The following is a 23,616-nucleotide window of genomic DNA, read 5'->3' as shown; positions in this document are numbered from 1 at the left end:
TGAACGGCGGGGGTCGTAGCTAAAAGCCCCCCACCGGTTCCCACGCCATGACCACGCCAACCGACGGCAAGACCCCCGACCTCTCGGCCAAAGAGCAGCACGAAGTCGAGAAAAGCCAGCCGCCCCGCGCGGCGGTTCTGCACGAAATAATCCGTACTCAGGGCGATCAGGAGCTGGAGCGCAGCATTGCCGCGCTATGGTGGTCGGCGCTGGCCGCCGGGCTGACCATGGGCCTGTCATTGATGGGTATGGGCCTGCTCAATTCGCGCCTGCCCGAAGGTGATGAATTCAAGGTGATTGCCAGTTTTGGCTACTGCGCGGGTTTTCTCGCAGTGATCCTCGCCCGTCAGCAATTGTTCACCGAGAACACCCTGACCGCCGTACTGCCGGTGATGACCAAACCGACCCTTGGCAATTTCGGTCGGCTGATCCGATTGTGGGGCGTGGTGCTGTTCGGCAACCTGTGCGGCACCATTCTGGTGGCGTACGTGATGCTTGAACTGCCGATCTTCGACACCAAGACCGACCAGGCCTTCCTCGAAATCGGCCGCAAGGTCATGGAAAACCACGCCAGCCAGATGTTCGCCAAAGGCATCGTCTCCGGCTGGATGATCGCCACCATGGTCTGGATGATCCCGTCCATGGAGAGCGCGAAGATGTGGATCATCATCCTCATCACCTACCTCATGGCCCTCGGCGATTTCACCCACATCGTGGTGGGCTCGGCGGAGGTTTCGTACCTGGTGTTTGCCGGCGAACTGCCGTGGAGCGATTTCTGGATGGTATTCGCCGGGCCAACACTGGCGGGCAACATAATCGGCGGCAGCTTCATCTTCGCGCTGATCAGTCATGCACAGATCCGCAGCGAAAGCGGCTCACTGAAATCCAACGACACTGAGAAGGCTCATGGCGAGTCGAAGAAGGATTAAGCGCGGTCAGGCTCCGCAACTGAAAGTGCCTCGCACAAAGCGCTGATCATGTTCGGCCGATCAGTCTGCACAGGACTGATCAGCGCAATCTCTCGCTCATACCGGTTATCACCAATCCGGCTTACGGCGCATTTATGACCCCATTGTTCAAAGCCGGACCAATAAGGCACAAGGCTTACACCCAGGCCTCCGGTCACGAGCATGGCAATGGTTTCCAGTGCGTCGAGATCCACCAGCGGTGTCGGCGCCAATCCGTGGTCCGCCAAATAATGCTCGGCATGCCGACCGCCCCAGGCATCAGGGTCGTAGCGGATGTACGCCTGGCTCTTCAGTTGGGCGGGGATGCTGTCCGAGGACTTTTCCTTCGACAGAAACACCAGCGGTTCCTTGCGCAGGGATACTGCTTGCAGGGCCTTGGGCAATTCGAATGGTGGAACAACCAGGATCGCAGCGTCCACTTCCCCGCAGAGAAGGGCTTGATACAGCGATCGCGATGTACCCGGCACGATCACTGGCGTGAGCCCCGGCGCCAGCTCGGTCAGTGCTCGCAATGTTCCAGGCAGGACCCCCGTCAGAGCTGTGGAAATCGCGCCGATTCGCAACTGCCCCGTGAGCCCTGCCACGTCGGCATCTCCCGCCAGCAATGCGGTTTCGCGAACGATGCGTTTGGCTCTGGGTAATAAGCCCAGGCACGCCTGACTCGGCTTGGCGGCGTGGCCGACGCGAGATAACAGTTCAAAACCGAGTTGCCGTTCGAGCGCGAGAATTCGCTGGCTGATAGCTGCTGCCGTCAGTCCTTTGACGCGGGCGGCATGGGCGATCGAGCCACATTCCACGACGGTGATAAGGCTTTTTAAATAGCGCGTATCCATAAGAAATGCTTTCGATAGCGGAAAGAATTACAGGCTATCTCTTTTGATTGAAACCGCACAGTCTTCAGCTGTTTCCGTCATTCGGCGATCGTCAGGAGTTCTCCATGCAGTCGATTTTTCATCTTGCTATGCACGTCCGCGATTTGCAGCTCTCCCGCCAGTTCTACGGTGATCTGCTCGGATGCGAGGAAGGGCGCAGCACCGATACCTGGGTTGATTTCAATTTTTTCGGGCATCAATTGTCGTTGCATCTGGGAGAACCCTTTGCAGTGAGTAACACCGGGAAAGTCGGTGAGCACAACGTGCCGATGCCGCATCTTGGCGTGATACTTGAGATGTCTGACTGGCTGGCCTTGAAAGCCCGTTTGCTCAAAGCCCAGGTGCAATTTGTTTTGCCGCCGAGCATTCGTTTTCCAGGAGAACCCGGTGAGCAGGCAACCATGTTCTTTCTGGACCCGGCCGGAAATCCCATCGAGATAAAGGGCTTCACTGATCTGCAGGGCGTTTATGCACAACTTTAACCAAAAGGACGCCACCGCCATTTCCGCAATGGTTCGTTCGGATGTCGTGAGCGCAGAGACAGTTGCCGAGCACTTTCTCGACTGTGTCGAAGCGCAAGAGCAAAGCATAAAAGCCTTTGTTTCATTCGACCCGGACGGGGTGCGCAGTCAGGCTCGCCAACTGAAAAACGACCACGCGAAAGGCCTGCTCGCGGGTATACCCGTGGGGGTCAAAGACATCTATGACACCGTGGATCATCCCACGCGTTTTTTCTCCCCGATCTATGCGGACAACTGTCCATCGCGTGACGCCCATGTCGTCGCGCTTCTGCGCCAGGCCGGCGCGGTGATCATGGGCAAGACCCACACCACCGAATTCGCTTACATGCATACCGGCCCAACGCGCAATCCACATGATCTTGATCGCACACCCGGCAGTTCCAGTGCCGGTTCGGCAGCGGGAATGGCGGCTGGGTTTTTTCCACTCGCGTTGGGTACACAGACAGCCGGGTCATTGATCAAACCGGCCTCGTATTGCGGACTGTATGCGTTCAAACCCTCTTACGGACTGGTGTCTCTGGAAGGGGTCAAGCCCTTGGCGCCGAGCTTCGACACGGTGGGTTGGTACGGCCGCTCGGTGCGTGATCTGCAACTGCTGGCCCAAGTCCTGATTCCTGGTTTGCCGACGCGTGCTCATGAGCGTCAGTCATGCACGTTCGGCTTCTGTCGTACGGCACGCTGGGATCAGGTCGACGCGGGCGTCGCCAGTTTATTGCACGCTGCGGTTGAAGCGCTGCGTCTGGCGGGGCATCAAGTGAGCGAGGTGACGTTGCCCGAGGAGTTTGCGACGGTATTCGATGACCATTTATTGATCAACGATTGCGAGGGTGCACGATCACTGGCCAAAGAACTGCAAGCGCACCCTGAGCTACTCAGTGATGAATTGTTGGCCATGATTGAACGCGCCCGTCTGACGACGTGGGAGCAAGAGTCTGCGGCAAAGCAGCGTTTGGCAACGCTGGCCGCTGTGCTGAAACCGCTGTTCAAACCGTTTGACGCCGTGCTGGGTGCGAGCTGTGGCATCGTCGCTCCGTTGGGGCTTGGCGCGACCGGACCTTCCGATTTCAGCAAGTGCTGGATGGCGTTTGGTTTGCCTCAGATCAACCTTCCTCTCATGCGCAATGCCGGGGCGTTACCCGTTGGACTGCAAATGATCGGTGATTTTCGACAAGACAGCCTGCTGTTACACGCAGCGGAGCAGGTTGATGCAGTGTTGAGAACTGCCAGTTGATACGGGAGGCGGCAGTCCGTCGCAGCGCGAGTGCGCTGCGACGGTGCCCGGATCAAGGGTCAGTGTGCAGAATCGGCAGCGCTGACGCTTTGTGGAGTAGTAACGCCACGAACGACCCGGCCAATGGTCAGGCCCTGCAGCAGAATCGATGACAGCACGACGATGTAGGTGATGCTCAGCAACAAGTCACGCTCGGCACCCAGTGGTAGTGACAGGGCGAGGGCAACCGATACGCCACCGCGCAAACCACCCCACGTCAACACGCGAATCGTACCGCGCGGCACCGTCCGCCAGCGCCGCAGCAGCAGAATGGCCGGGGCCACGGTGAGCAGGCGCGACAGCAGAATCGCCACCGCCAACAGGCTTGCTGCGGCCACATGCAGCCAGTTGAACGGCAGGAGCAACAGTTCCAGACCGATCAACGCGAACAGCAGTGCGTTGAGCATGTCATCGAGCAGCTCCCAGAAGCCGTCGAGGTATTTGCGGGTCATGTCGTTCATCGCCAGGTTGCGACCGAGGTTGCCGATAATCAGACCGGCGACCACCATCGCAATCGGCGCCGAGACGTGCAGCTCGGCCGCCATCGCCGAGCCGCCGATGACCAGCGCCAGCGTCAGCATCACTTCGATCTGGTGCTGCTCGATGCTCTTGATCATCAGATAGACCAGATAACCGATCAGCCCACCGAACAGCACGCCACCAATCGCCTCATGAGCGAAGAGCATGGCGGTGGCGCTGACGGTCGGGGTTTCGCCGAGTTGGGCGATGCCCAGCAACACGGTGAACACCACAACCGCAGTGCCGTCGTTGAACAGCGATTCGCCGACGATAGTGGTTTTCAGGGGTTTCGAGGCGTTGGCGGTTCGCAGCACACCGAGCACGGCGATCGGGTCGGTCGGCGAAATCAGCGCACCGAACAGCAGGCAGTAGAGGAAACTCACGTGCCAGCCGAACAAGGCAAAAATGTAATAGGCGAGGCTGCCGATCACAGCGGTCGCGATCAATACACCGAACGTTGCCAGCAGGCCGATGGGCCAACGGTAGCTGCGCAAGTCATTCAGGTTGACGTGCAGGGCGCCGGCGAACAGCAGGAACGACAGCATCCAGTTCATCAGCAGATCGCCGAAGTCGATCTGGCCGATCAGTTGCTGCACACGCTCTTCGAGGCCGGGGTAACCGAGCAGGCTCAGGCCTTGCAGCAGCAGGGAGAACATCAGTGCGGTGACCATCACGCCGATGGTCGGCGGTAGGCCGATGAAGCGGAAATTGACGAAAGTCAGGAGGGTGGTGAGGCAGATGAAAGCGGCGACAAGTTCAAGCATCCGGGTTCCTTTGGATGAAGGCGTAAGAAGACAGCCCGGCGTGGCGGGCATCACTGTGATGCGTGGTTTTCAGCAGGAGTTACATTCAGCGAGGCTTTAGACCGTGCCTGCGTTGACCGCATGATCGGCACGCCGTTACCGCTTGGCCTGAAAAAAACCGCAAGTGCCGAGGCGTGTTATAGCTCCGGTGGAGGGGTTTGTTGCTGACTGTCGAGCCAGCGCAACACTTCAGCGGTGGTCTGAATCAAGTCAGCGGGGATGTACTGATCGACATGACTGTCCTGATACAGCGCCCGGGCCAGCGGCACTCGGTGCAATACCGGGATGCCTTCTTCCTCGGCAATCCGCCGCACCTGCAGGGCCATGGCTTCGGTGTGTTTCAAGGTGACGATCGGCAGCGGTGTCTCGCCCTTTACGTAGCGAATGCCCACGGCGATGTGGGTGGGGTTGGCGACGATCACCGAGGAGCGTTTGACGTCGGCGCGCAGGTTGCTTGACTGCAATTCCTGATGAAACTGCCGACGCTTGCTTTTGATTTCCGGGCTGCCTTCCATCTCTTTGTATTCGCGTTTGACCTCGTCCTTGCTCATGCGCAATTGCTTGGTGTGCTGGTAACGCTCGAAGGCGTAGTCAAGCGCCGAGATCACGATGAACCCGACGCCACAGACCACCAGCAAATGCTCAAGCAGCAGACCGATCACCGGTGCGATGCAGGCCAGGCCACAACCGGGCAGGCGGACCAGCGCATCGAGATTGTCGGCCAGAGTCGTCCACACCAACACCGTGAGCAATGCCACCTTGAACAGCGATTTGAGGAAGTCCACCAGGCTGCGCATCGAAAAGATCTTCTTGGCGCCTTCCACCGGGTTGATCTTTTGCAGATCGGGCATGATCGATTCGCCGCTGAGCAGGAACCCGTACTGCGCCAGATGCGCCGCGATCACCACCACGGCTGCGACGACCAACAGTGGCAGGCAGAGATAAATCATCTCCTGGAACAGGTTTTCCACCATCAACTGCAAGGCCAGTCGGAAAGGCAGGTTCACGTACTCTTCGGGCATCAGCATCAGTTGCCCGAGGTGCTCCATGTAGTAGTCGGAGAACCCGATGAGCGTGGCGATCAATGCCAGGATCAGTGCGGTGGACACCACTTCCCGGCTTTTGACGACTTGGCCTTTGGCCCGTGCATCGCGGATTTTCTTCGGTGTGGGCTGTTCGGTTTTTTCCGCACTCATGGCGTCTCCAGTACCGGGCGCAACTGGCGCAGCGGATCGATGGCGATCAACAGGCTGTCATAGGCGTGGTCCATCAATACGTTCAGGTAAATCACCAGCAGCAGGCTGGCGACGATGCTTTTGATCGGCATCGCGAGGATGAACACGTTCAACGACGGGGCGAAACGGCTGATCAGGGCCAGGCCGAATTCGGCCAGGAACATGGCGATCAGCAGGGGTGCGGCAAGCAACAGGCACAAACGCAGCAGTTGCGCGAACTGCCCGTAGAAAAAGTCCACCCACTGGCTACCGATATACGGGAAGAACGTCGCGACCGGCCAACTGACGTAACTCTGATACAGCGCGCCGATCAAGGTCAGAAACGCGCCTCCGGTGAAAAACAGGGTGATCAGGGTTTGTGTCAGCAACAAGCCGGTAGGGCTGGTCTGGCTGCCCAGCGTCGGGTTGAGCGTCGAGGCAATGGAGGCCCCGCGCTGGTTGTCGATGATGAAGCCGGTCGCCTCGATGGCCCAGAACGGGATCGTTGCGACAAATCCGATGAGCAGGCCGAGCAGCACTTCTTTGCCGATCAGCATGGCCAGATCAATGCCATCCAGCGTCATCGGTAATGTGCCGGCGACGGTGGGGTAGGCGAACAGTGCCAGTGAGCACGCCACGCCATTGCGCAGCAGACCGCCACCGAGCATTTGTTTGCTGAGAATCGGCATGACCACAAAGCAGCTGATGATTCTTGGCAGCAGCAGGGTGTAGGCCAGCAGAAGCTGTTGCAGGTCCTGAATGCTCATCGCACGAGGGGAATCTTGAGCAGGGTCAGTTCGGCGAAGGCATACAATTCGTTGCCCATCCAGCCGGCCGTGACAAACAGTGTGACGACCACGGCGATCAGTTTGGCGACGAAACCCAGTGTCTGCTCCTGGATTTGGGTCAGCGCCTGCACCAGCGACACCAGCGTGCCGACGGCGGCGGCCATGAGCACAGTGGGCATCGACAGAATCAGCACCAGCCACAGGCTCTGGCTGGTGAAGTGAAGGATCTCGGCGTTATTCACCCCGTCAACCTCCGTAACTGATCACGAGACCGTGAGTCAGCCGCGCCCAGCCATCCAGCAAGACGAACAGCAGCAACTTGAACGGCAAGGAAATGGTCATCGGCGAAACCATCATCATCCCCATCGCCAGCAGGATGTTCGAGATGATCAGGTCAATTGCGATGAACGGCAGGTAAATCAGAAAACCGATTTCGAAGGCGCGACTCAGTTCACTGACAGTGAACGCCGGCAGCAGGATCAACAGGCTGTCGGGTTCGAGGCGGTCCGCGTACTCGCTGGGCCAGACCTGGCGGGTACTGTCGACGAAAAATGCGTGTTCGCGGGGCTTGATCTGCTTTTTCAGAAAGGCCCGATATGGCTCCATGCCTTCGTCGAGGAACTGCTCCACCGACTCGGTGTTGCTGAGACTGACGTCATGTGTACGCAAGTAATCGCGGGTCGCGAAACCGACGGGGGCCATCACGTACAGGCTCAGGATGATCGCCAAACCGTACATGGCCATGTTTGGCGGGATCTGTTGCACGCCGAGGGCGTTGCGCAGCAATGAGAAGACCACGGTCATCTTGATGAATGAGGTGGCCATGACCGCAATGAATGGCAGCAATGCCAGCAGCGCCAATCCGAAAATCAGGCTGAGCTCGTCAGGCAGTTGAATCATGTGGGCTGATCCTGCAGCAGACGGGTGATACGCACGCCGAGGCGATCCTGAATGCTCACCAGTTCACCCACGCCAAGGCAGCGCTGATTGACGAGAATCCGTACCTCGCCTTCGAGCGGCGTGGCCAGATCGATCAACGACCCTGGCTGCAGGGTGACGAGGGTGTGCAGGTCGAGGGTTTGACGGCCCACTTCGAAACTGACCTGGACCGGGAGTTGATCCAGGCTGGCCAGATCCTGTGTGGTTTCGACGGGCGCTTCGTTGTGCATGGCGAGCAGTTCCAGTTGAGAATCGTGGTGGCGAAATCGTGCCCATGGGCGGTCTTCGACGACGCCGAGTAAGGGGCTGGCGGCGTCGTGGCGCGCTGGCAGCAACAGGAGATCACCGGTGGCCAGTGAATGCAGTTGCGCCGGGAGCAGGCAAACCGGCCCCCATTGCAGCGAGAGTCGCAAGGCTATTGCCGTCAGCTCTGCCAATGGGCGCGCGGGCATGCACGCAAGCAGCGCGTCGGGGACGCCCTCAAGCCAGATCACCAGACGCTGCGCGCCGCGTGACAGCGTCAACGCCAGCGTCGGTGTATTCGTGCCGGATTCGGGTCGACAAGGTTCGATGCTTTTCCAGATGAGCCCCGGCAGCACCGCACTTTCCAGCTCCAGCAATGCCAATTGCAGCGGCGGTGGCAGGCTGCTGAACGCAGCTTCCTGCAAGTGGGGTTCAAGCCATCCGGCGAGGCTTGCACTGTGGCAGCGCCAGCTCATGGTCAGACCTTGCCAGTGAACATTGAGCCGCACATCCAGCGCGTCGCGCTGCGCCAGGTACGTCAGTCGGGCTTCGCCGTCCGCGAGCGGGTAGCGCGTGCGACAACGACTGACTTTCTGTTGCAAGGCCAGTGCGCAAGCTTCAACGCGAGGCAGTTCCAGACTGCTCATGTGTCTGGCTCCCACTCGTCCTGCACGTGCCGACGCTGGCGCGAACCTTGGTCGCTTCCATGCTGATGCTGGTTAAAGGTCAACTGGATCGGTTGTCCGGGGTTGAGCCGTTGCAGGCGCTCCATCAGGTCGCCACGGGCGAGTTGAAGTTGCAGCAGGCTTCCGGGACTGGCCTGGATTTCAACGTGCAGGTGCCCATGCGAATGGGCAAGTTGCACATCGATCTGTCCCAGTTGCGCCAGGTTCACCTGCAGCAACGTGGTGCTTCCATTGCGGGAAACGCCGGCATGGATGTGCAGTTGCAGGGTTTGCATCAGCTTGTCGAGATCTCTGCTCAGCGCAGGCGGCTCGGCGTTGTTGAGCAAGCGGGCGAGCAGTTTGTCACCCGGAGTCTGGGTCATGCCTGCAGCAGCTTTTGGCTCTTCGAACAGTGCATTCAAGGGCGGCTGTTGCTCTTGCTCGCCAGAAGAATTGTGCTGGTCAGAGGCCGTTTCTGCGACGACCCCGAGTGCAGGGTCGCCGGGCGGAACGGGCAGACCCGGTTCCGCGTTCTTCGCGGTCACCGGGGTGTTTTCGCGCGGGCCTGTGGCAGGCACGGGGCGTTCGCTCGCAAGCATGGGTTGCTGATGCGCGCCGGTGGGCGATGGCGTGGGTTCTGATCCAGGCTCCGGTTGCGCGCCGGCTCCGTCCTTTTCAGCGCGCTCATCCGGCGTGTCCGGATCTGACTCAGGGCCGGTGAGCGATTTTCGTCTGTGGTTTGCGGTCTCTGGGACGTGCCGGGAATCATCTTCCGGAATGCGCGATGCATTCGCAGGCGTTTTGCCCGGTTCACGGCTATCGGACTTGCGCAAAGCTTCGGCCCGACGTTTCTCGTTCGCATCAGGTTTATGGTTGAGTGCCCGTTCGAATTCAGCCTGACGGCTCTGATCGGCTGCAACCCGTGCCGGGGCCGGTGTGCGCGCAAAGACATCCTGCGGGAAGTCCGGTGGAGAAGTTCTGCTCATGAAACGGCCTCGACACGACGGAACTCTTCGAGCTCCTGTTCTTCTTTGAACTCAAGCAACAGCCGTTCCTCGGCGAGGGCATGGCGGGTCAATTCGGTGAATTTTTCCACCTGCTGCTGAGCCTCCTGCAAGCGCCGTCGGCTCAAGCGCAGGCGTTCGCGTTCCTGGGTCAGGTGTTCGGCGTGCTCGGCGATGGCCTGCTCCAGTGCCGCCTCCTTTTCTCGCAGCAGGGCCACTTGTTGCTGCCACTGTTCAAGCGCTTTGCGGTTCATGGGTTTGGCCTTGCAGTGCTCGAACAATTGATGCTCTTGCGCCTGGCGCCACTCTCGGTATTGCTGGTGTTCGGCGATCGCGGACTGATGGCTACGGTGTGCCTCGGCAGCCCGCCGCTCCTGGCGTTGCAGCTCCTGTTCCGCGCGCTCGACGCGCAAGCTCTTGATGCGCAGCAGGGTGGGTAACGTCATCGGGTCAGACTCATGAGTTGTTCAAGGCAGCGCGGCAGATCACTGGGTTCGTGAGTGCCTTGACGCAACCAGGCACGGATACCTTCCATTTTCTCGATGGCCCGGTCGGCCACCGGGTCCTGGCCTTTCTGGTATTCGCCGATCTTGATCAGCAACTCGACCTCTTCGTAGCGGGCTAGCCATTCGCGCAATTGGTTGGCGCCATCGCGGTGTTCGCTTGTCACGATCTGGTTCATCACCCGGCTGACCGAACGCAGTACATCAATGGCCGGGTAGTGGTTGGACGCGGCCAGCTTGCGCGAGAGGATGATGTGCCCGTCGAGAATCGAGCGGGTCTCGTCCGCCACGGGCTCGGTCATGTCGTCGCCTTCGACCAGCACGGTATACAGCGCGGTAATCGAACCTTTGTCCGACTGGCCGGCCCGCTCCATCAATCGCGGCAAGGCGGCGAACACCGAGGGCGGGTAGCCGCGCCGCGTCGGCGGCTCGCCAGCAGCCAGGCCGATCTCTCGCTGGGCCCTGGCAAACCGGGTGACCGAGTCCATCAGCAGCAGCACGCGTTTACCCTGGTCGCGGAAATACTCGGCAATCGTGGTGGCGACAAACCCGGCCTTGGCGCGCTCCATGGCCGGTCGGTCAGATGTGGCGACCACCAGCACCGAGCGTTTGAGCCCTTGCTCACCGAGGTCCGACTCGATGAATTCGCGTACCTCCCGGCCTCGCTCACCGACCAGTGCCAGAACGATGACGTCGACGTCAGCGCTGCGCATCAAAGTGGCCAGCAGCGTGCTTTTACCTCCGCCGGCCGCTGCGAATATGCCCATGCGTTGACCCTCACCGCACGTCAGCAGGCCGTCGATGGTACGCACGCCGAGGGAAATCGGCCGCTGGATCAACTGGCGGCTCATCGGGTCCGGTGCATCGCGGTAAACCGGGTACCAGGCAGCGGGCTCACCCAGGCTGATGCCGTTGAGTGGCTGACCGAGGCCATCAAGCACCTGGCCCAGCAAGTGATCGCCGACGCCAACCTGATGCATGGTGCCGGTCGGACTGACTTCAGTATTCGAGGAGATACCGAGCATTTCACCCAGCGGGGTCAAGAGCGCCTGATGCTGCTGAAACCCGATGACTTCGGCCATCAGCGACAGCGACTGGTCCGGGTTGCGCAGTTGGCACAGTTCGCCCACGCGCACACCCGGGACCACCGCTTTGAGCAGTGTGCCGGTGACTTGGGTAACCCGGCCGCGAATTTGAATCAGCCGACCTTTATCGATGGCCTGCTGCATCTGGCCGGTGATGTGTTCGAGTGAGAGGTGCATGGTCGGCTTGGGTGTGGGACTGGCGGCCACTATAAATAAAGGCCCGCTGCGGTAATTTCAGTGCCGGTCGCAAGTTTTTAGAAATTGGTTGGCGCAAGGCCTAAAAAAAAGCGACCGATTTTGGCAGAGCCCCCGGCAGACGTGTTTCTACAATGGCATTCACATCTCCGTTGCCTGCAAGCGAGTGCTCCTATGGCCATTATTCAGAGTGTCGTCCCTGCGGCGTCGCTGCCGGATCGACAGACCGAGACGGACATTGCGCGTGAAAGCCGGCCGACCGGCAGCTTCCAGGGCGAACGTGTGCAGTACGTTTCCACCAGTCAGTCGATGGCTGACGCCGCTGAAGAGCTGACCTTCGCGTTCTCCGAGCGAGTGGAAAAGTCGTTGGCCAAGCGCAGCGTCAGCGACGGCCATGCGCGGCTCAGTGAAATCCTTGAAATGCTCGAAGAGCACCTCAGGAAAGTCCCGGACCTTGAGTCGCAACAAAAACTCGAAGCCCTCGTCGCGCACCTCGGCAGCGGCCAGTTGAACAACCTTGCGCAGCTCAAGGCGTACCTCAAGGGGTTTTCTCGAGAGATCAGTCATCAGTTTGTTGCCTTGACCTTTGCGCGCAAAGAGCTGGCCGACAAGACCGACGCCTGGGCGATAGTCGAGCTGATTGACCAGGCGCTGCTGGAGATGGCCCAGGAACAGGGCCACGCCATCGAGCTTGGCTTACAGATCGGGCCGTTGGCGAAGGAAGCGGCAGAGCAGGGGATTGGAGACATCCAGTCACTGCGAGACACCTACCGCGATGCCGTCATGGACTATCGCGGCTTGAGTGCGGCGTGGGACGACATTCATGCGCGGTTCGGCAATAGCGCGCTGGAAGGCGTGACCGGATTTTTGATGAAGGCGTTGAGTGCCGACCTCGACAGTCAGCAGGCGCGGCTCGACCCGATCAAGCTCGAACGAGTAATGAGCGACATGCACAAGTTGCGGGTGCTGACAGGCCTTTCGGACCAGGTCAACGCGCTCTGGCAGGCGCTGGTAACAGGGGAGCGAGGGCATGGCATACGGGCCTTCTGACCTGATGGGAGGGTTGATCGGCCTGGTCGACAAACGCTGGGCGAACGTTCAGGACGTGCAGCGGCTGATCGTGCCGTTGGCAATCAAGGACGCGGCACGCCGGATCCATTTCTTTCGTGAGATCAAACGCCTGATCCGCCTGATCCCTACGGAAATTTTTAGCGATGAGGAGCAGCGTCAAAACCTGCTCAATGCCTGTCAGCTTGCGCTGGATCTGGCTATTGATCAGGAAGAAGACGAATGGCAGGCACAGTGAGTAAACGACATGCACTGGATTGACCAGGCATTGGCCCAGTTTTGCCAGGACCTCGGGGTGGTCGTACCCGCTCCGGCAGGGGCGCTGATTCAGCTGGAGTTCGAAGAGTCCGGCACACTGCAACTCGAGCGGCATGAGCGCAAACTTACGCTGTGGCTGGCGGTGGATCTGGCGTGGCATCAGGTTCATCAGGGGGCGATTCGTGCCTTGGCGTTGACCTTCAGCCGCACCGGGCCGGCATTGCCGATGCGATGCGCGTGGGCGAGCGGACGTCTGTTACTGCTGATCACTCTGGATGAGCGGCGCGTCACCGCCCCGGTGTTGCATCAGGCGCTGCGCACATTGAGTTCGGCGCGCCGCGCGGTGCTTGAGCCGTGAGTCGGATCAGCGCACCGCACATTGGCATTGAACAACTGACCGAGGTCGGGGAGCAGCATCGCACCAGCGTCTTGCCCGAGCGCTATGTGCTGCCGCCCGATGGCCACTCAGTCGAGACCCACCTCGATAGTCTGTACCCGACGGACCTCGCCGGGCGGCGGCTGCTGGCGTTTGCCCGTCCCGACGAAAGCTTTCAGGAACTGCTGCGACCCCAGGCGTTTCGCCAGGCTCTGAAAAACCTCGAGCAGCAAATCTCTACGCCCGATGTGCCCGAGTTTCAGGCTGCGTTGGCGCTGCTCAAAGCCCGCAGCGAAGACGAGTATTTGCTGCAGATGGCTCTCCATTTGCTGCACAAGGTATGACCCCCATGATGTTGAAACCGGTACAGCAAAACCTGCTGCTACTGCTCGGCTGGTTACAGCTGCAGTGCGGCCAGCCAGGTCGGGCACGGATATTTCTTGAAGCGCTGCTGGCGGTCGATCCGACCCATCGCCAGGCGCGCAGGGCGTTGGTGGTGGCGCTGTTGCAATTGGAGGAGGGCGCATTGGCCGAACGTCAATGCGACCGGTTGCTGGCCGATGGTGAGGATGACCTGGCGCTGTGGGACTGTGTCAGTCGCGCGTGCCAGTTACAGGGACGCATGGCTGATGCCCGCGTCGCTCACGAACGGTTTCTGAGTCAGCGAGAGTCTTATGAACGCGCTGTCTGATTTCCTGAGGAAGGTGGGCGAACGCCAGGACATCATGCTGGCCGTGATGCTGCTGGCCGTGGTGTTCATGATGATCCTGCCGCTGCCGCCGTTCCTGCTCGACATCCTGATTGCGATCAACATCACGGTGTCGGTGGTGTTGATGATGATGTCGGTCTACGTCAGCTCGCCGCTGCAATTTTCGGTATTCCCGGCGGTGTTGTTGATCACCACGTTGTTCCGGCTGGCGTTGTCGGTCAGCACCACGCGCATGATTTTGCTGGAAGCCGACGCCGGCCAGATCGTCTACACGTTTGGCAACTTCGTCGTGGGCGGCAATCTGGTGGTGGGTTGCATCATCTTCCTGATCATCACCATTGTGCAGTTTCTGGTCATCACTAAAGGTGCCGAGCGCGTGGCTGAAGTCAGCGCGCGATTCTCTCTGGATGCGATGCCCGGCAAGCAAATGAGTATCGACGGCGATATGCGCGCCGGTGTCATCGACGTCAACGAAGCGCGGGACCGGCGAGCGGTGATCGAGCGCGAGAGTCAGATGTTCGGCTCGATGGATGGCGCGATGAAATTCGTCAAAGGCGATGCGATTGCCGGCCTGATCATCATCTTCATCAACATCCTCGCGGGCATCACCATCGGCATGACCCAAAAGGGCATGACCGCCGGCGATGCCTTGCAGTTGTACTCGGTGCTGACTATTGGCGACGGCATGGTCAGCCAGGTACCGGCCCTGTTAATCGCGATCACGGCCGGGATCATCGTGACCCGGGACTCGTCAGATGGCGCTTCGGACCTGGGCAATGACATCGGCGATCAAGTCGTGGCGCAGCCCAAGGCCCTGTTGATCGGTGGTGTGCTGCTGGTGTTGTTCGGGCTTATCCCCGGATTCCCGACGGTGACGTTCATGGTGTTGGCGGCCGTGGTGGGCGGTGGCGGCTACTTCATGTTGTTGCGTCAACGCGCTCTGGTCGCCGAGAACAACCCCAAGGATTTGCCGACGCTGTTGGCGCAAGGTGCGGGCGCCGCGTCATCGGCCAGGCCCAAATCCAAGCCCTCGGGCAGCAAGCCCAAAGGCTCGCGCCTGGGTGACAAGGAAGAGTTCGCCATGACCGTACCCTTGCTGATCGATGTCGATGCGGGCATGCAGCAGGAATTTGAGGCGCTCGCCCTCAATGATGAGCTGGTGCGGGTACGACGTGCGCTCTATCTGGACTTTGGCGTTCCGTTTCCGGGTATCCATCTGCGCTTCAATGACGGCTTGAAAGACGGCGAATACCTGATTCAGTTGCAAGAGGTGCCGGTGGCACGTGGGCGCCTGCGCAGTGCGCAGTTGCTGGTGCAGGAAAGGGCCAGTCAGCTGGAGCTGATTGGCGTGCCGTTTGAGGAGGGCGAACCGGTGCTGCCGGGCCAACCGACGTTGTGGGTCGACGCCGAGCACAAAGGGCGGCTGGAGCGATCCGGATGCGCTTTCCTGACCATGGATCAGGTGCTGACCTGGCACCTGTCGCATGTGCTGCGCGAATACGCCGAAGACTTTATCGGCATCCAGGAAACCCGTTACCTGCTGGAGCAGATGGAGCACAGCTATTCGGAACTGGTGAAAGAAGCCCAACGCATCATTCCGTTGCAGCGCATGACCGAGATTCTTCAGCGCCTGGTGGGCGAGGACATCTCGATCCGCAATCTGCGGGCGATTCTCGAAGCGATGGTCGAGTGGGGGCAAAAAGAGAAAGATGTGGTGCAACTCACCGAATACATCCGCAGCAGCCTCAAACGCTACATCTGCTACAAGTATTCGAGCGGCAACAACATCCTGCCGGCCTATCTGCTCGACCAATTGGTAGAAGAGCAGATTCGTGGCGGCATCCGCCAGACCAGTGCCGGCAGCTATCTGGCACTGGACCCGGCCGTCACCCAGTCCTTCCTCGAACAAGTCCGGCAGACCGTCGGCGACCTCTCGCAAATGCAGACCAAACCAGTGTTGGTCGTGTCGATGGACATCCGCCGCTACGTGCGCAAGTTGATTGAAGGCGATTACTACGGCTTGCCGGTGCTGTCGTATCAGGAGCTGACCCAGCAAATCAATATTCAGCCCTTGGGGCGGGTTTCGTTATGAGCGGCGATCCATTGACGCACTGGCTGCAAGCGAAAGGCTATGACATTCAACCGCATTTTCTGCGCCAGAGCTCGTTGTCGCTGGGTTGGCGATTCGTGCATGGCGGCTGTGAGCTGGCCTGGCGCTGCGAAGGTTCGCGGGTCTGGATTGTCATGCTGCGCCGCGTCGACGGGCGCCGCGGTCTGGGCAATTCCTTTGCTGCGCTTTATGTACTGGCTGAGGCGGTACTCGCGGTTCTCGGGCCGCAGGCCGGTTTGTACGGCAAGGTAGATGCGATGGCCGGAAGTCCGCTGGAGGGCCAGCGGATGGAGCGTTTCTATCGTCGCTGGACGGGCGCCGCCGAGCCGCAAGCCGGCTGGTTCGAGTTACAGGCCGGACACGTGTGTTCGCTGCAATCAATGCGAAAACGACAAAAAATCGACCGTGCCTGACAGGAAGCCAATCGCCCTGTCCCTACTATAGGAGCCATGGATATGCACGACGAAACCTACGCCAAAACGCTTCAGGCTGCCGAAAGGGCGATTGAGGACAACGAGCACCGCGAACGCTTGCTCGGTGAAATGTGGGAAGGCCTGGGGTTGTCGGCCGAGGTTCGTGATCGGGTCTTTCGATCACCGGATCAGCCGTTGGTGCAGGCCGCGGAACAAGAGCTGTTGCAGGAAGTGCAGCGGATGCGGATCAGCCGTCCGCCGGTTGCCGATGAAGGTAAACGCCTGCGTCGTCCGGCCTCGATGCGTGGACTTGTAGTGTAAGGAACCTTTTATGGATATCAGGCAATACCAGCAAGACCTTTCGGGTTTTCTGAACCAGTTGCAGACACTGCCTGCAGATGAGTTGCGGGGGCGCGGAACCGATGCGCTCGCAGAACTGCGGGCGCTGATCAGCAACCGCAAAGTCAGCTTTTCCCATGACACAGAAGAGTTGGAGCCGGCCCAGCTGGAAAGGCTGCTGGCCTACTTTCTGCCGCCAGTACCGATCACGAAGGGCGGCCTGTATGAACTGCAGGTGAAGTCCGGGATCGAGTCCGTCAAGCAACTGATCAATCAGTACGCCGATGCCAAGCCAGGCCAGCCATGGCCGCTGAAAGAATTCCTCGCCAAGACGCATTTCGGACTGACGGGTGATCGAATCGATGATGACGTTCGCGGTGTTTACGAAGAGGTTCTGCTGATACAGGACGGCAAACGCAACGCGTTGCGCGACGACCTTAAGGCGCTGACTGCCGAGCTCAATATCTTCAGCAAGATCCAGTCGCAGATCAACGCGAAGCTGGCGGCCAAAGCAGGAATCGAGATCGAACCGGGGCTCAATCTTTTTGACAAGGCCTTGTACGGCTACCCCACCGAGGAGAGCTGGCAGGCCAGCGCGGAATACAAGTTGCTGACCGGTCTCAATACCTACAGCGCGGGCAAGCCGCTGAGCATCAAGGCATTTCTGACAGGTGAACCCAAGGAAAGCGGTGCGATGAAAGACGCGGACTTGCAGAACAGCTACGCGTTCGAGAAAGAGAACAACCCCATTGCCAACTTCGCCACGACGGTGGGCGATCGCTCCCGTCCGATCAACGACCAGGTCAGTGAAAAAACCACGCTGTTGAACGATGTCAGCTCGCGCTACAACTCGGCGATCGAGGCCCTCAATCGCTTCGTCCAGAAATACGACAGCGTGATGCGCGACATTCTAAATGCCATATAGGAACGGTTGATGAGCCAGCAAGAACAAGATTTGTCTGAGGAATACGAGAAGGAACTGGAAGCTTTTTTGCGCGATGGCGGCACGCTGGCCATGCTCAAAAACATCTCCGGCGACAGCCTGGAGCAGCTCTATTCCCTGGCCTTCAATCAATACCAGGCCGGCAAGTGCGAGGACGCCCACAAGATCTTTCAATCGCTGTGCATGCTCGATCACTACGACGTTCGGTTCTTCCTTGGACTGGGTGCCTGTCGCCAGTCGTTGGGGCAGCTTGAGCTGGCATTGCAGAGCTTCAGTTATGGCGCGCTGATTGACATCAATGAGCCCAGATTTCCGTTTCATGCTGGCGAGTGTCATCTGCAACTGGGTGATCTCGACGGAGCCGAGAGTGGCTTCTACTCGGCTCGGGCCTTGGCCTCGGCACAGCCGGCGCACGCGGTTTTGGCCGAGCGTGCTGGCGCTATGTTGGAAGCCGTATTAGCGAGAAAGGATCAACACAATGAATCCGATAACGTTTGATCGCGTTGCGCTTGCCACCGGGGACGTTTTTGCCAACGACCCGGTGGCCCGTCCACGCAATGACCGAGGAGGGGACGCACTTACGGTCTCCCGGGTCGAGGCGGATGGCCGTCAGGCCCTCCACACTCAGGGTGTGCAATTGACCGCGCCTTCGGCGGCGAGTCAGCAACGACTGGATGCCAGCTCTCGGGCGGACATCAATCGTCTGGTGCAGTCGGTGCGCCAGGACACTGCGCAGGCTCAGCGCTTTATCGCTGAAACTTCTCGGCTGGGTGTGGCGCGGCTCAGCTCGGTGGAGGACTTTGAAATCGAGTTGGCCAAAGTGACCGGCGAACTGGAGTCCACGCAGAAGAAGCTCAAGATCGAAGAGATCAAGCAGGCGCGTGAGCAAAACCTGCAGAAGATAGAAGAAAACCAGAAGAAGATTCTGGAGGCGACCGAGGCGGCTAAAGAGGCGCAGAAGTCCGGTCTGATCGGCAAGATCTTTGGCTGGATCAGTGCCATTGCCTCGATCATCGTTGGCGCCATCCTGGTGGCGACGGGCGTTGGCGCGGCTGCCGGAGCACTGATGATTGCCGGCGGTGTGATGGGTGTCGTTTCCCAGGCTGTGCAACAAGCAGCCAAGGACGGATTGATCAGCAAAGAAGTGATGGAAAAGCTCGGACCGGCTCTGATGGGGATTGAAATCGCCATCGCCGTGATCGCTGCGGTAGTCAGTTTCGGGGGGGCTGCCGTGGGGGCGGTCGCCAAAGTGGGTGCAAAAATCGGTGGCAAGGCCGCCGAGCTCACTGCCAGTCTCGCCGGCAAAGTGGCGGATCTGGGTAGCAAGTTCGGCAACGTTGCCAGTCAGTCGCTTTCCCATGGCGCCAAACTCGGCATGCAGATTTCCGATGTAACGCTGGATGTCGCCAACGGTGCGGCGCAAACCGCCAACTCGGCGTTTCAGGCCAAGTCAGCCGTCAAACAGGCCGATGTCCTGGAGGGGCGCTCCGAGCTCACGCAGTTCCAGGCCGTCATGGACAGACTCAAGGAAGAGCTCAGTCACATGGTCGAGTCCTTTTTGCAGGTCATGGAGCAGATTTTCCAGATGATCAATGCCAAGGGCGACAGCCTGCACAACCTTTCCAGCCGTCCTGCGGCTATCTGAGGAGCACATCATGATTATTGAAACAGGTTATGGCGCTCATGGGCTGAGTCAGGTTGGCAATACTCAGCCGCTGGAAAAAACTCAATCCGCCGCGCGCAACGAAACCGTTCACGCCGCCGGCATGATGCCGCTCGGTGAAGCGAAAAAGAGCTCGGGCGTCGATCTGATCGAGCCGCGTCAAACGTTCAAGCCCGAAGGCCTGGGCAAAGTCAGCAGTGAACTCAATGGCAGTGTCGAGCTGATGGTGCTGTTGTTTCGCATCGCGCAGAAGGCTCGCGAGTTGGGCATCGTTCAGCGGGACAGCGAGAACACTTCGATCATCAACGCGCAGCAAGCCCAGGTGGATGAAATGCGCAGCGGTTCCAAGTTGATGATTGCGATGGCGGTGATTTCCGGGGTGATGGCCGTGGCATCGGCGATTACCGGTGCCATCGGCGCGGTCAAGAATGGCAAGGCCATCGGCCAGGAGAAAAGCCTGGAGAAAAACATCGCCGGTCGCAACGAACTGATCGACGCGAAGATGCAGGCATTGGGTAAAACCTCGGACGCCGATCGTGTCGAAGTCGGCAAGATCTGGTCCAAGGATCAGGCAGCCGATACCAGTGCGCTCAAACTGGCCGGGCAGCGCATTGATAACCGCAATGCCAAGCTGCAAAGCATCAACGGCGTAAATCAGGCACTTGGACAGATGTCCAATAACTCGGTGCAGGTCGAGCAAACGGCGGTTCAGGCCAATGCCAAGGAAGATGAAGTCAACGCATCGATTGCCCAGAGCGAAAAGCAAAAGGTCGAAGACCAGTTGAGCTACAACGCCAACTTCATGAAGGAGATGCTGCAGTTACTTGCGCAGTACACCCAGAACCACAACCAGGCATGGCGAGCGGCCGCTGGCGTAGCCTGATTTGATTTTGGTTGTAGGAAAAAAGCCGCAGTGATGTGGCTTTTTTCTTAAAAGAAAAGCCCGTCAGTGACAAAACCGCTGCATGGCCGGGTGCTAGCATTCGCCTAGCTCGAGGAGACATGCATGGATTTGAGTATCAGGGTCAATCAGCTACTTGCCGAATTTGCCAGCCGCAGTGGACTTCCCGCTTTGTCGCTGGATGAAGAAGGGGTCGCAAGCCTTCTGTTTGACGATCAGTTGGGCGTGACGCTGGTATTGCTGGCTGGACGTGACCGACTCGTCCTGGAAGCCGATGTGGCGGGGATCGAAACCTTAGGCGAAGGAATTTTCCGGCAACTGGCGAGTTTCAATCGACGCTGGTATCGCTTCGACCTGCATTTTGGTTTTGACGAGGAAGCGGGCCTGGTGCAGCTGTACGCGCAGATTCCGGCCGCCGAGCTGAACTTGTTACGTTTCGAAAGCACCTTGGCCAACCTGCTGGATCACGCCGAATTCTGGCAGAAGTTGCTGCCTGGACGGGACAGTGCCGCACACGCGCAATCCAGACCCGCCGGCATGAGGGTTTAAGCAGAGTTATGAAAATAGACAGCGCTGGTATTCCACCCGCCGTCAAGACCGACGAGGCGCAAGTTTCCGGGAGCTTTGCCGGACGTTCGCTCAGCCAGGTGCCCAGCCGCCAGGCAGGTGTGGCCAGTGTGGCTGAACTGGGGCGCTGGCTGGCGACACAGGTGACTACCGATCATCAGATTGAGCAGCACCTGCAACGGTTGATCGATGGCGATACATCGGCCCTTTATGAGCGTCAGGTCAGGCGGCCATGATCAAAGCGCTGCTGTGCAGTGTTTTATTGGCTCTGGTCGGTTGTGTCAGTGTGTCACCCGCGCCGATAGAACGAGTGAATGTGCAAGGCGAGGTGCGCATGCCGTCCGCTGTCACGCGCCCGGCCTATGTCAGTGTGCGTCTTTATGCGCAGGTCGAAGGGCAGCCGCGAATGATTGCCCAGGCCAGTTACCGGGTGACAGCGTTGCCTGTGCACTTTGCCTTTCGTCTGATGCCGGCGCAGGTAGCCGGCGAGGGATTGTCGTTGCGCAGTCAACTGGCCTGGTCCGAAGAGGGGCCTGTTCAAGCTAGAAGTTGGCAGCCTGTAGTGATCGATAACGACATGAAAGTACAGCTTGGACAACTACCGTGTTATCCAAAGTGCACTGTTCGGCCCGCGGCGACACCTCTTTGAAATGCTTTGTATTAATTTTTTGCTAATTAATTTCAGTGAGTATTCCGATACTTCGCGGGTTATACAAAAAAAGGCGTGATGCCGCTTAATAAGAGTAATTGTTCTAATTCGATAATTAACTATTATTAATGACAGCTGTTGTTGAGTTGATCATCGATCAGGGTGTCACGCCGTACTACGTCGAGGGTGAGTTTTCGTACGTTGCCTGCCTAGGCGCCGTACAAACTGTATGTGCAGGTTGGGGTCACTAAAAAATGCAAGGTGCCAGCACACGTGCTCGGAAACAGATAAAACTGTGCCGATGGGCTATTCCTACGTTTGAATTCGTATCGAACGGTGAAGCAGGAATTTATATCCTGATTGAGGGGCAGCTCACAGTTCAGGATTGTAATGCGACACTTTGCCTCATGCCGGGCGAACTAGTGTTTGCTCGCAGAGGCAACTACGTCGTCAGCACGGGCAAACATGAGTGTCGTTTACTTTGGATCCCATTATCAGTTCGGTTTTTACAAAAGTTCATTCAGCGTTTCGGCGATCTATTAAGTGAAGTCGAACGCTGGGATGAGCCCGGGGTCAGTCTTATCGCGTTTGCCAGTACGCCATTGATGGCTGACTGCATCAAGGGGCTGGAAGGCCTGATGGTGCACGAACATCCACCGATGCTTGCCCTGTTACGGGTCGAAGAGTTGTTGATGTTGTTCGCGTTCAGCCCTCAAGGGCCGGCGCTGATGTCGGTGTTGCGCCAGCAGGGCAGTCGGCATGTCGAGCGACTGCAAGTGTTCATGGAGGAGCACTATCTCAAGGAGTGGCGGCTCTGTGAGTTTTCCCGGCAGTTTGGCATGGGGCTGACGACGTTCAAGGAATTGTTCGGTTCAGTCTATGGCGTTTCCCCTCGTGCCTGGATCAGCGAGCGGCGTATCCTCTACGCCCACCACTTATTGCTTAACAGTGAGATGAGTATTGTGGACATCGCGATGGAAAGCGGTTTTTCCAGTCAGTCTTACTTTACCCAAAGCTATCGACGCCGTTTCGGGTGTACGCCCAGTCGTTCCAGGCAAGGAAAAGAATAGCGTCGGGCTAAAAAAAAATGACGTTTTTTGCAAGTTTGGTCCATTGACCCTCAGTAAGATTGGTCGCAGTGAAAGACGCTGACGGGTGTGCTACGAAACGAGATAGTCAAGGCAGAGAATGAGCCAGGAAGACCATAATCAACGCCCTCAAGCCGGTATTTTTGCTGGTCGCAGGGTCTCCGTAGTGGGACAGGATGCCCGCCGTCGAGGCAGAGTGGCAGGCTGTGTATCAGGCGGCTTGTACCGTGAATCGGGGATCATCAGCGCGCGACAGTTGAGTCTGTTACAGCGCCTGCTGCCGCGTGTGCAGCTGGAGCAGCTGTTTCAGTCCAATTGGCTGCAGCAGCGCCTTGCCCGCGGAATGGCCCTTGAGCGCGGCGACATTCAACTGGTTCTGCGTCAGGCCTCCGCCCGGGGCGAGGACTGGTGTAACTGGCTGGGCGACCGAATCAACCTGGCCTCGACCCAGGCGATCATCGACTGGGTCCTGTTACCTGTTTACGGTTGGTGGGAAAGCCTGTTCGACGAAGCCATTCCCAGTTGGCGTTCTACGCTGATCGAGTATGAAACCCAGGCTCGTCAATTGCGTATCAAGGCGCAGTTCTGGCGTCAGGTGGGCTCGACCGACTCACAACTGGCGCGTCTGGAACTGGCCAAAATCGAGCGCTGTGAGGCCAAGACCCAAGCCGACACTGCGGCGTTGGTGCGTAAGCTGAGCGTGATTTCCGAGCAGGCGAGACTCGCTTGGCCCAATTGGCATCAGGGCATGGCCGTGTTGCTTGCCGATGGCAAGCTCGATGGCTTTGCACCCGTGCCGGTGGTGCTGACCTCGCTGTGGGAGCCGCTGGCCAAACTTGACGAGGACGCTGGCGCCGCGGACGCGGTGCAGCACTTCCTGCAAGAACGCAACCTGTGTCAGGCCCACGATCACTTTTACTGGCAGAGCCTCTGACTGCCAGAT

The 23,616-nt window shown here is 58.9% G+C and carries 30 protein-coding genes; 20 read left to right on the top strand and 10 right to left on the bottom strand.

The features are described 5' to 3' along the window. Positions 1-47: 47 nt before the first annotated feature. On the top strand, positions 48-929 hold the full coding sequence (locus ACIOWE_RS13885) for a formate/nitrite transporter family protein (RefSeq protein ID WP_401392176.1): 882 nt from the start codon (positions 48-50) through the stop codon (positions 927-929). Here the strand turns inward: ACIOWE_RS13885 and ACIOWE_RS13880 are convergent. Then, the gene (locus tag ACIOWE_RS13880) at positions 926-1,801 is read right to left on the bottom strand and encodes a LysR substrate-binding domain-containing protein (protein WP_401392173.1); all 876 of its coding nucleotides are present in this window, start codon (positions 1,799-1,801) and stop codon (positions 926-928) included. The genes ACIOWE_RS13885 and ACIOWE_RS13880 overlap by 4 nt on opposite strands. 104 nt (positions 1,802-1,905) lie before the next feature. On the opposite strand from ACIOWE_RS13880, the gene ACIOWE_RS13875 reads away from it, so the two are divergent. Further along, positions 1,906-2,322 carry a VOC family protein gene (locus ACIOWE_RS13875; RefSeq protein WP_401392170.1) on the top strand — a complete coding sequence of 139 codons (417 nt, stop codon included), beginning with the start codon at positions 1,906-1,908 and terminating at the stop codon, positions 2,320-2,322. Continuing rightward, positions 2,309-3,592: an amidase gene (locus tag ACIOWE_RS13870; protein WP_401392167.1), complete on the top strand. Its 1,284-nt coding sequence runs from the start codon at positions 2,309-2,311 to the stop codon at positions 3,590-3,592. Before ACIOWE_RS13875 ends, ACIOWE_RS13870 begins: the two co-directional genes overlap by 14 nt. Positions 3,593-3,651: 59 nt before the next feature. On the opposite strand, the gene ACIOWE_RS13865 is transcribed toward ACIOWE_RS13870, so the two are convergent. The 9 genes from ACIOWE_RS13865 to sctN all read right to left on the bottom strand — a co-directional run bounded on the left by ACIOWE_RS13865 (position 3,652) and on the right by sctN (position 11,571). Continuing rightward, positions 3,652-4,914, bottom strand: coding sequence for a sodium:proton antiporter (locus tag ACIOWE_RS13865; RefSeq protein WP_201236470.1), 1,263 nt, complete (start codon positions 4,912-4,914; stop codon positions 3,652-3,654). A gap of 176 nt (positions 4,915-5,090) precedes the next feature. Then, the gene (gene sctU, locus ACIOWE_RS13860) at positions 5,091-6,149 is read right to left on the bottom strand and encodes a type III secretion system export apparatus subunit SctU (protein ID WP_201231599.1); all 1,059 of its coding nucleotides are present in this window, start codon (positions 6,147-6,149) and stop codon (positions 5,091-5,093) included. Then, positions 6,146-6,934, bottom strand: coding sequence for a type III secretion system export apparatus subunit SctT (gene sctT, locus ACIOWE_RS13855; protein ID WP_201231598.1), 789 nt, complete (start codon positions 6,932-6,934; stop codon positions 6,146-6,148). Before sctT ends, sctU begins: the two co-directional genes overlap by 4 nt. Beyond that, positions 6,931-7,197, bottom strand: coding sequence for a type III secretion system export apparatus subunit SctS (gene sctS / locus ACIOWE_RS13850; RefSeq protein ID WP_201231597.1), 267 nt, complete (start codon positions 7,195-7,197; stop codon positions 6,931-6,933). Before sctS ends, sctT begins: the two co-directional genes overlap by 4 nt. Before the next feature lie 4 nt (positions 7,198-7,201). After that, positions 7,202-7,855, bottom strand: coding sequence for a type III secretion system export apparatus subunit SctR (gene sctR / locus ACIOWE_RS13845; RefSeq protein WP_201231596.1), 654 nt, complete (start codon positions 7,853-7,855; stop codon positions 7,202-7,204). Further along, a complete protein-coding gene (sctQ, locus tag ACIOWE_RS13840) occupies positions 7,852-8,784 on the bottom strand; it encodes a type III secretion system cytoplasmic ring protein SctQ (protein ID WP_401392160.1) in 933 nt (310 codons plus the stop codon). Before sctQ ends, sctR begins: the two co-directional genes overlap by 4 nt. Continuing rightward, entirely contained in the window at positions 8,781-9,788 is a 1,008-nt protein-coding gene (locus tag ACIOWE_RS13835; protein WP_401392156.1) for a type III secretion system needle length determinant, read from the bottom strand. Before ACIOWE_RS13835 ends, sctQ begins: the two co-directional genes overlap by 4 nt. Continuing rightward, complete coding sequence (locus tag ACIOWE_RS13830; protein WP_401392153.1) at positions 9,785-10,252, bottom strand: YscO family type III secretion system apparatus protein; 468 nt, start codon at positions 10,250-10,252, stop codon at positions 9,785-9,787. The genes ACIOWE_RS13835 and ACIOWE_RS13830 overlap by 4 nt, the downstream gene beginning before the upstream one ends. Continuing rightward, positions 10,249-11,571 (bottom strand): type III secretion system ATPase SctN, encoded by a 1,323-nt coding sequence (sctN, locus tag ACIOWE_RS13825; protein ID WP_401392150.1) that lies wholly within the window; start codon positions 11,569-11,571, stop codon positions 10,249-10,251. Before sctN ends, ACIOWE_RS13830 begins: the two co-directional genes overlap by 4 nt. A 192-nt stretch (positions 11,572-11,763) precedes the next feature. Here sctN and sctW point away from each other — a divergent pair, with 192 nt between their 5' ends. The 17 genes from sctW to ACIOWE_RS13740 all read left to right on the top strand — a co-directional run bounded on the left by sctW (position 11,764) and on the right by ACIOWE_RS13740 (position 23,607). Beyond that, complete coding sequence (gene sctW, locus ACIOWE_RS13820) at positions 11,764-12,639, top strand: type III secretion system gatekeeper subunit SctW (RefSeq protein WP_401392147.1); 876 nt, start codon at positions 11,764-11,766, stop codon at positions 12,637-12,639. Beyond that, positions 12,620-12,895: a TyeA family type III secretion system gatekeeper subunit gene (locus tag ACIOWE_RS13815; protein WP_201231590.1), complete on the top strand. Its 276-nt coding sequence runs from the start codon at positions 12,620-12,622 to the stop codon at positions 12,893-12,895. The genes sctW and ACIOWE_RS13815 overlap by 20 nt, the downstream gene beginning before the upstream one ends. A 9-nt stretch (positions 12,896-12,904) precedes the next feature. Continuing rightward, entirely contained in the window at positions 12,905-13,273 is a 369-nt protein-coding gene (gene sycN / locus ACIOWE_RS13810) for a type III secretion chaperone SycN (protein ID WP_401392144.1), read from the top strand. Beyond that, entirely contained in the window at positions 13,270-13,635 is a 366-nt protein-coding gene (locus ACIOWE_RS13805) for a YscX family type III secretion protein (protein ID WP_401392142.1), read from the top strand. The genes sycN and ACIOWE_RS13805 overlap by 4 nt, the downstream gene beginning before the upstream one ends. Positions 13,636-13,640: 5 nt before the next feature. Next, positions 13,641-13,982 (top strand): M48 family metallopeptidase, encoded by a 342-nt coding sequence (locus ACIOWE_RS13800; protein ID WP_201231587.1) that lies wholly within the window; start codon positions 13,641-13,643, stop codon positions 13,980-13,982. Beyond that, a complete protein-coding gene (gene sctV, locus ACIOWE_RS13795; protein WP_201231586.1) occupies positions 13,966-16,092 on the top strand; it encodes a type III secretion system export apparatus subunit SctV in 2,127 nt (708 codons plus the stop codon). The genes ACIOWE_RS13800 and sctV overlap by 17 nt, the downstream gene beginning before the upstream one ends. Next, entirely contained in the window at positions 16,089-16,523 is a 435-nt protein-coding gene (locus ACIOWE_RS13790; RefSeq protein WP_201231585.1) for an LcrR family type III secretion system chaperone, read from the top strand. Before sctV ends, ACIOWE_RS13790 begins: the two co-directional genes overlap by 4 nt. A 42-nt stretch (positions 16,524-16,565) precedes the next feature. Further along, positions 16,566-16,844: an LcrG family type III secretion system chaperone gene (locus ACIOWE_RS13785; RefSeq protein WP_207196769.1), complete on the top strand. Its 279-nt coding sequence runs from the start codon at positions 16,566-16,568 to the stop codon at positions 16,842-16,844. A 10-nt stretch (positions 16,845-16,854) separates the two neighbouring features. Next, the gene (locus tag ACIOWE_RS13780) at positions 16,855-17,787 is read left to right on the top strand and encodes a virulence-associated V antigen (RefSeq protein WP_401392137.1); all 933 of its coding nucleotides are present in this window, start codon (positions 16,855-16,857) and stop codon (positions 17,785-17,787) included. Positions 17,788-17,796: 9 nt separating this feature from the next. After that, complete coding sequence (locus ACIOWE_RS13775) at positions 17,797-18,303, top strand: SycD/LcrH family type III secretion system chaperone (protein WP_201236471.1); 507 nt, start codon at positions 17,797-17,799, stop codon at positions 18,301-18,303. Next, entirely contained in the window at positions 18,284-19,450 is a 1,167-nt protein-coding gene (gene sctE / locus ACIOWE_RS13770; RefSeq protein ID WP_401392133.1) for a type III secretion system translocon subunit SctE, read from the top strand. Before ACIOWE_RS13775 ends, sctE begins: the two co-directional genes overlap by 20 nt. 10 nt (positions 19,451-19,460) lie before the next feature. After that, positions 19,461-20,351, top strand: coding sequence for a YopD family type III secretion system translocon subunit (locus ACIOWE_RS13765; protein WP_401392130.1), 891 nt, complete (start codon positions 19,461-19,463; stop codon positions 20,349-20,351). A 123-nt stretch (positions 20,352-20,474) separates the two neighbouring features. Further along, on the top strand, positions 20,475-20,918 hold the full coding sequence (locus ACIOWE_RS13760) for a type III secretion system chaperone (RefSeq protein ID WP_401392127.1): 444 nt from the start codon (positions 20,475-20,477) through the stop codon (positions 20,916-20,918). A gap of 8 nt (positions 20,919-20,926) precedes the next feature. Continuing rightward, positions 20,927-21,172, top strand: coding sequence for a T3SS regulon translocated regulator ExsE family protein (locus tag ACIOWE_RS13755; protein WP_401392124.1), 246 nt, complete (start codon positions 20,927-20,929; stop codon positions 21,170-21,172). Beyond that, positions 21,169-21,585 carry a YscW family type III secretion system pilotin gene (locus ACIOWE_RS13750; RefSeq protein WP_401392121.1) on the top strand — a complete coding sequence of 139 codons (417 nt, stop codon included), beginning with the start codon at positions 21,169-21,171 and terminating at the stop codon, positions 21,583-21,585. Before ACIOWE_RS13755 ends, ACIOWE_RS13750 begins: the two co-directional genes overlap by 4 nt. A 254-nt stretch (positions 21,586-21,839) precedes the next feature. Then, positions 21,840-22,655, top strand: a complete 816-nt coding sequence (locus tag ACIOWE_RS13745; protein WP_401392118.1) for a helix-turn-helix transcriptional regulator — start codon at positions 21,840-21,842, stop codon at positions 22,653-22,655. A 118-nt stretch (positions 22,656-22,773) separates the two neighbouring features. Continuing rightward, on the top strand, positions 22,774-23,607 hold the full coding sequence (locus ACIOWE_RS13740) for a T3SS regulon anti-activator ExsD domain-containing protein (protein ID WP_401392115.1): 834 nt from the start codon (positions 22,774-22,776) through the stop codon (positions 23,605-23,607). Positions 23,608-23,616: the final 9 nt, after the last annotated feature.

The sequence above is a fragment of the Pseudomonas sp. NPDC087598 genome, from assembly GCF_044743525.1.
Lineage (GTDB): Bacteria > Pseudomonadota > Gammaproteobacteria > Pseudomonadales > Pseudomonadaceae > Aquipseudomonas.
Note: the sequence above shows the minus strand (reverse complement) of the source record. Positions and strands in the feature narration are given on the sequence as shown.

Coding starts and splice junctions, on each gene's coding strand:
- ACIOWE_RS13885 (WP_401392176.1), top strand. CDS start 48: ATGACCACGCCAACCGACGGCAAGACCCCCGACCTCTCGGCCAAAGAG.
- ACIOWE_RS13880 (WP_401392173.1), bottom strand. CDS start 1,801: ATGGATACGCGCTATTTAAAAAGCCTTATCACCGTCGTGGAATGTGGC.
- ACIOWE_RS13875 (WP_401392170.1), top strand. CDS start 1,906: ATGCAGTCGATTTTTCATCTTGCTATGCACGTCCGCGATTTGCAGCTC.
- ACIOWE_RS13870 (WP_401392167.1), top strand. CDS start 2,309: ATGCACAACTTTAACCAAAAGGACGCCACCGCCATTTCCGCAATGGTT.
- ACIOWE_RS13865 (WP_201236470.1), bottom strand. CDS start 4,914: ATGCTTGAACTTGTCGCCGCTTTCATCTGCCTCACCACCCTCCTGACT.
- sctU (WP_201231599.1), bottom strand. CDS start 6,149: ATGAGTGCGGAAAAAACCGAACAGCCCACACCGAAGAAAATCCGCGAT.
- sctT (WP_201231598.1), bottom strand. CDS start 6,934: ATGAGCATTCAGGACCTGCAACAGCTTCTGCTGGCCTACACCCTGCTG.
- sctR (WP_201231596.1), bottom strand. CDS start 7,855: ATGATTCAACTGCCTGACGAGCTCAGCCTGATTTTCGGATTGGCGCTG.
- sctQ (WP_401392160.1), bottom strand. CDS start 8,784: ATGAGCAGTCTGGAACTGCCTCGCGTTGAAGCTTGCGCACTGGCCTTG.
- ACIOWE_RS13835 (WP_401392156.1), bottom strand. CDS start 9,788: ATGAGCAGAACTTCTCCACCGGACTTCCCGCAGGATGTCTTTGCGCGC.
- ACIOWE_RS13830 (WP_401392153.1), bottom strand. CDS start 10,252: ATGACGTTACCCACCCTGCTGCGCATCAAGAGCTTGCGCGTCGAGCGC.
- sctN (WP_401392150.1), bottom strand. CDS start 11,571: ATGCACCTCTCACTCGAACACATCACCGGCCAGATGCAGCAGGCCATC.
- sctW (WP_401392147.1), top strand. CDS start 11,764: ATGGCCATTATTCAGAGTGTCGTCCCTGCGGCGTCGCTGCCGGATCGA.
- ACIOWE_RS13815 (WP_201231590.1), top strand. CDS start 12,620: ATGGCATACGGGCCTTCTGACCTGATGGGAGGGTTGATCGGCCTGGTC.
- sycN (WP_401392144.1), top strand. CDS start 12,905: ATGCACTGGATTGACCAGGCATTGGCCCAGTTTTGCCAGGACCTCGGG.
- ACIOWE_RS13800 (WP_201231587.1), top strand. CDS start 13,641: ATGATGTTGAAACCGGTACAGCAAAACCTGCTGCTACTGCTCGGCTGG.
- sctV (WP_201231586.1), top strand. CDS start 13,966: ATGAACGCGCTGTCTGATTTCCTGAGGAAGGTGGGCGAACGCCAGGAC.
- ACIOWE_RS13790 (WP_201231585.1), top strand. CDS start 16,089: ATGAGCGGCGATCCATTGACGCACTGGCTGCAAGCGAAAGGCTATGAC.
- ACIOWE_RS13785 (WP_207196769.1), top strand. CDS start 16,566: ATGCACGACGAAACCTACGCCAAAACGCTTCAGGCTGCCGAAAGGGCG.
- ACIOWE_RS13780 (WP_401392137.1), top strand. CDS start 16,855: ATGGATATCAGGCAATACCAGCAAGACCTTTCGGGTTTTCTGAACCAG.
- ACIOWE_RS13775 (WP_201236471.1), top strand. CDS start 17,797: ATGAGCCAGCAAGAACAAGATTTGTCTGAGGAATACGAGAAGGAACTG.
- sctE (WP_401392133.1), top strand. CDS start 18,284: ATGAATCCGATAACGTTTGATCGCGTTGCGCTTGCCACCGGGGACGTT.
- ACIOWE_RS13765 (WP_401392130.1), top strand. CDS start 19,461: ATGATTATTGAAACAGGTTATGGCGCTCATGGGCTGAGTCAGGTTGGC.
- ACIOWE_RS13760 (WP_401392127.1), top strand. CDS start 20,475: ATGGATTTGAGTATCAGGGTCAATCAGCTACTTGCCGAATTTGCCAGC.
- ACIOWE_RS13755 (WP_401392124.1), top strand. CDS start 20,927: ATGAAAATAGACAGCGCTGGTATTCCACCCGCCGTCAAGACCGACGAG.
- ACIOWE_RS13750 (WP_401392121.1), top strand. CDS start 21,169: ATGATCAAAGCGCTGCTGTGCAGTGTTTTATTGGCTCTGGTCGGTTGT.
- ACIOWE_RS13745 (WP_401392118.1), top strand. CDS start 21,840: ATGCAAGGTGCCAGCACACGTGCTCGGAAACAGATAAAACTGTGCCGA.
- ACIOWE_RS13740 (WP_401392115.1), top strand. CDS start 22,774: ATGAGCCAGGAAGACCATAATCAACGCCCTCAAGCCGGTATTTTTGCT.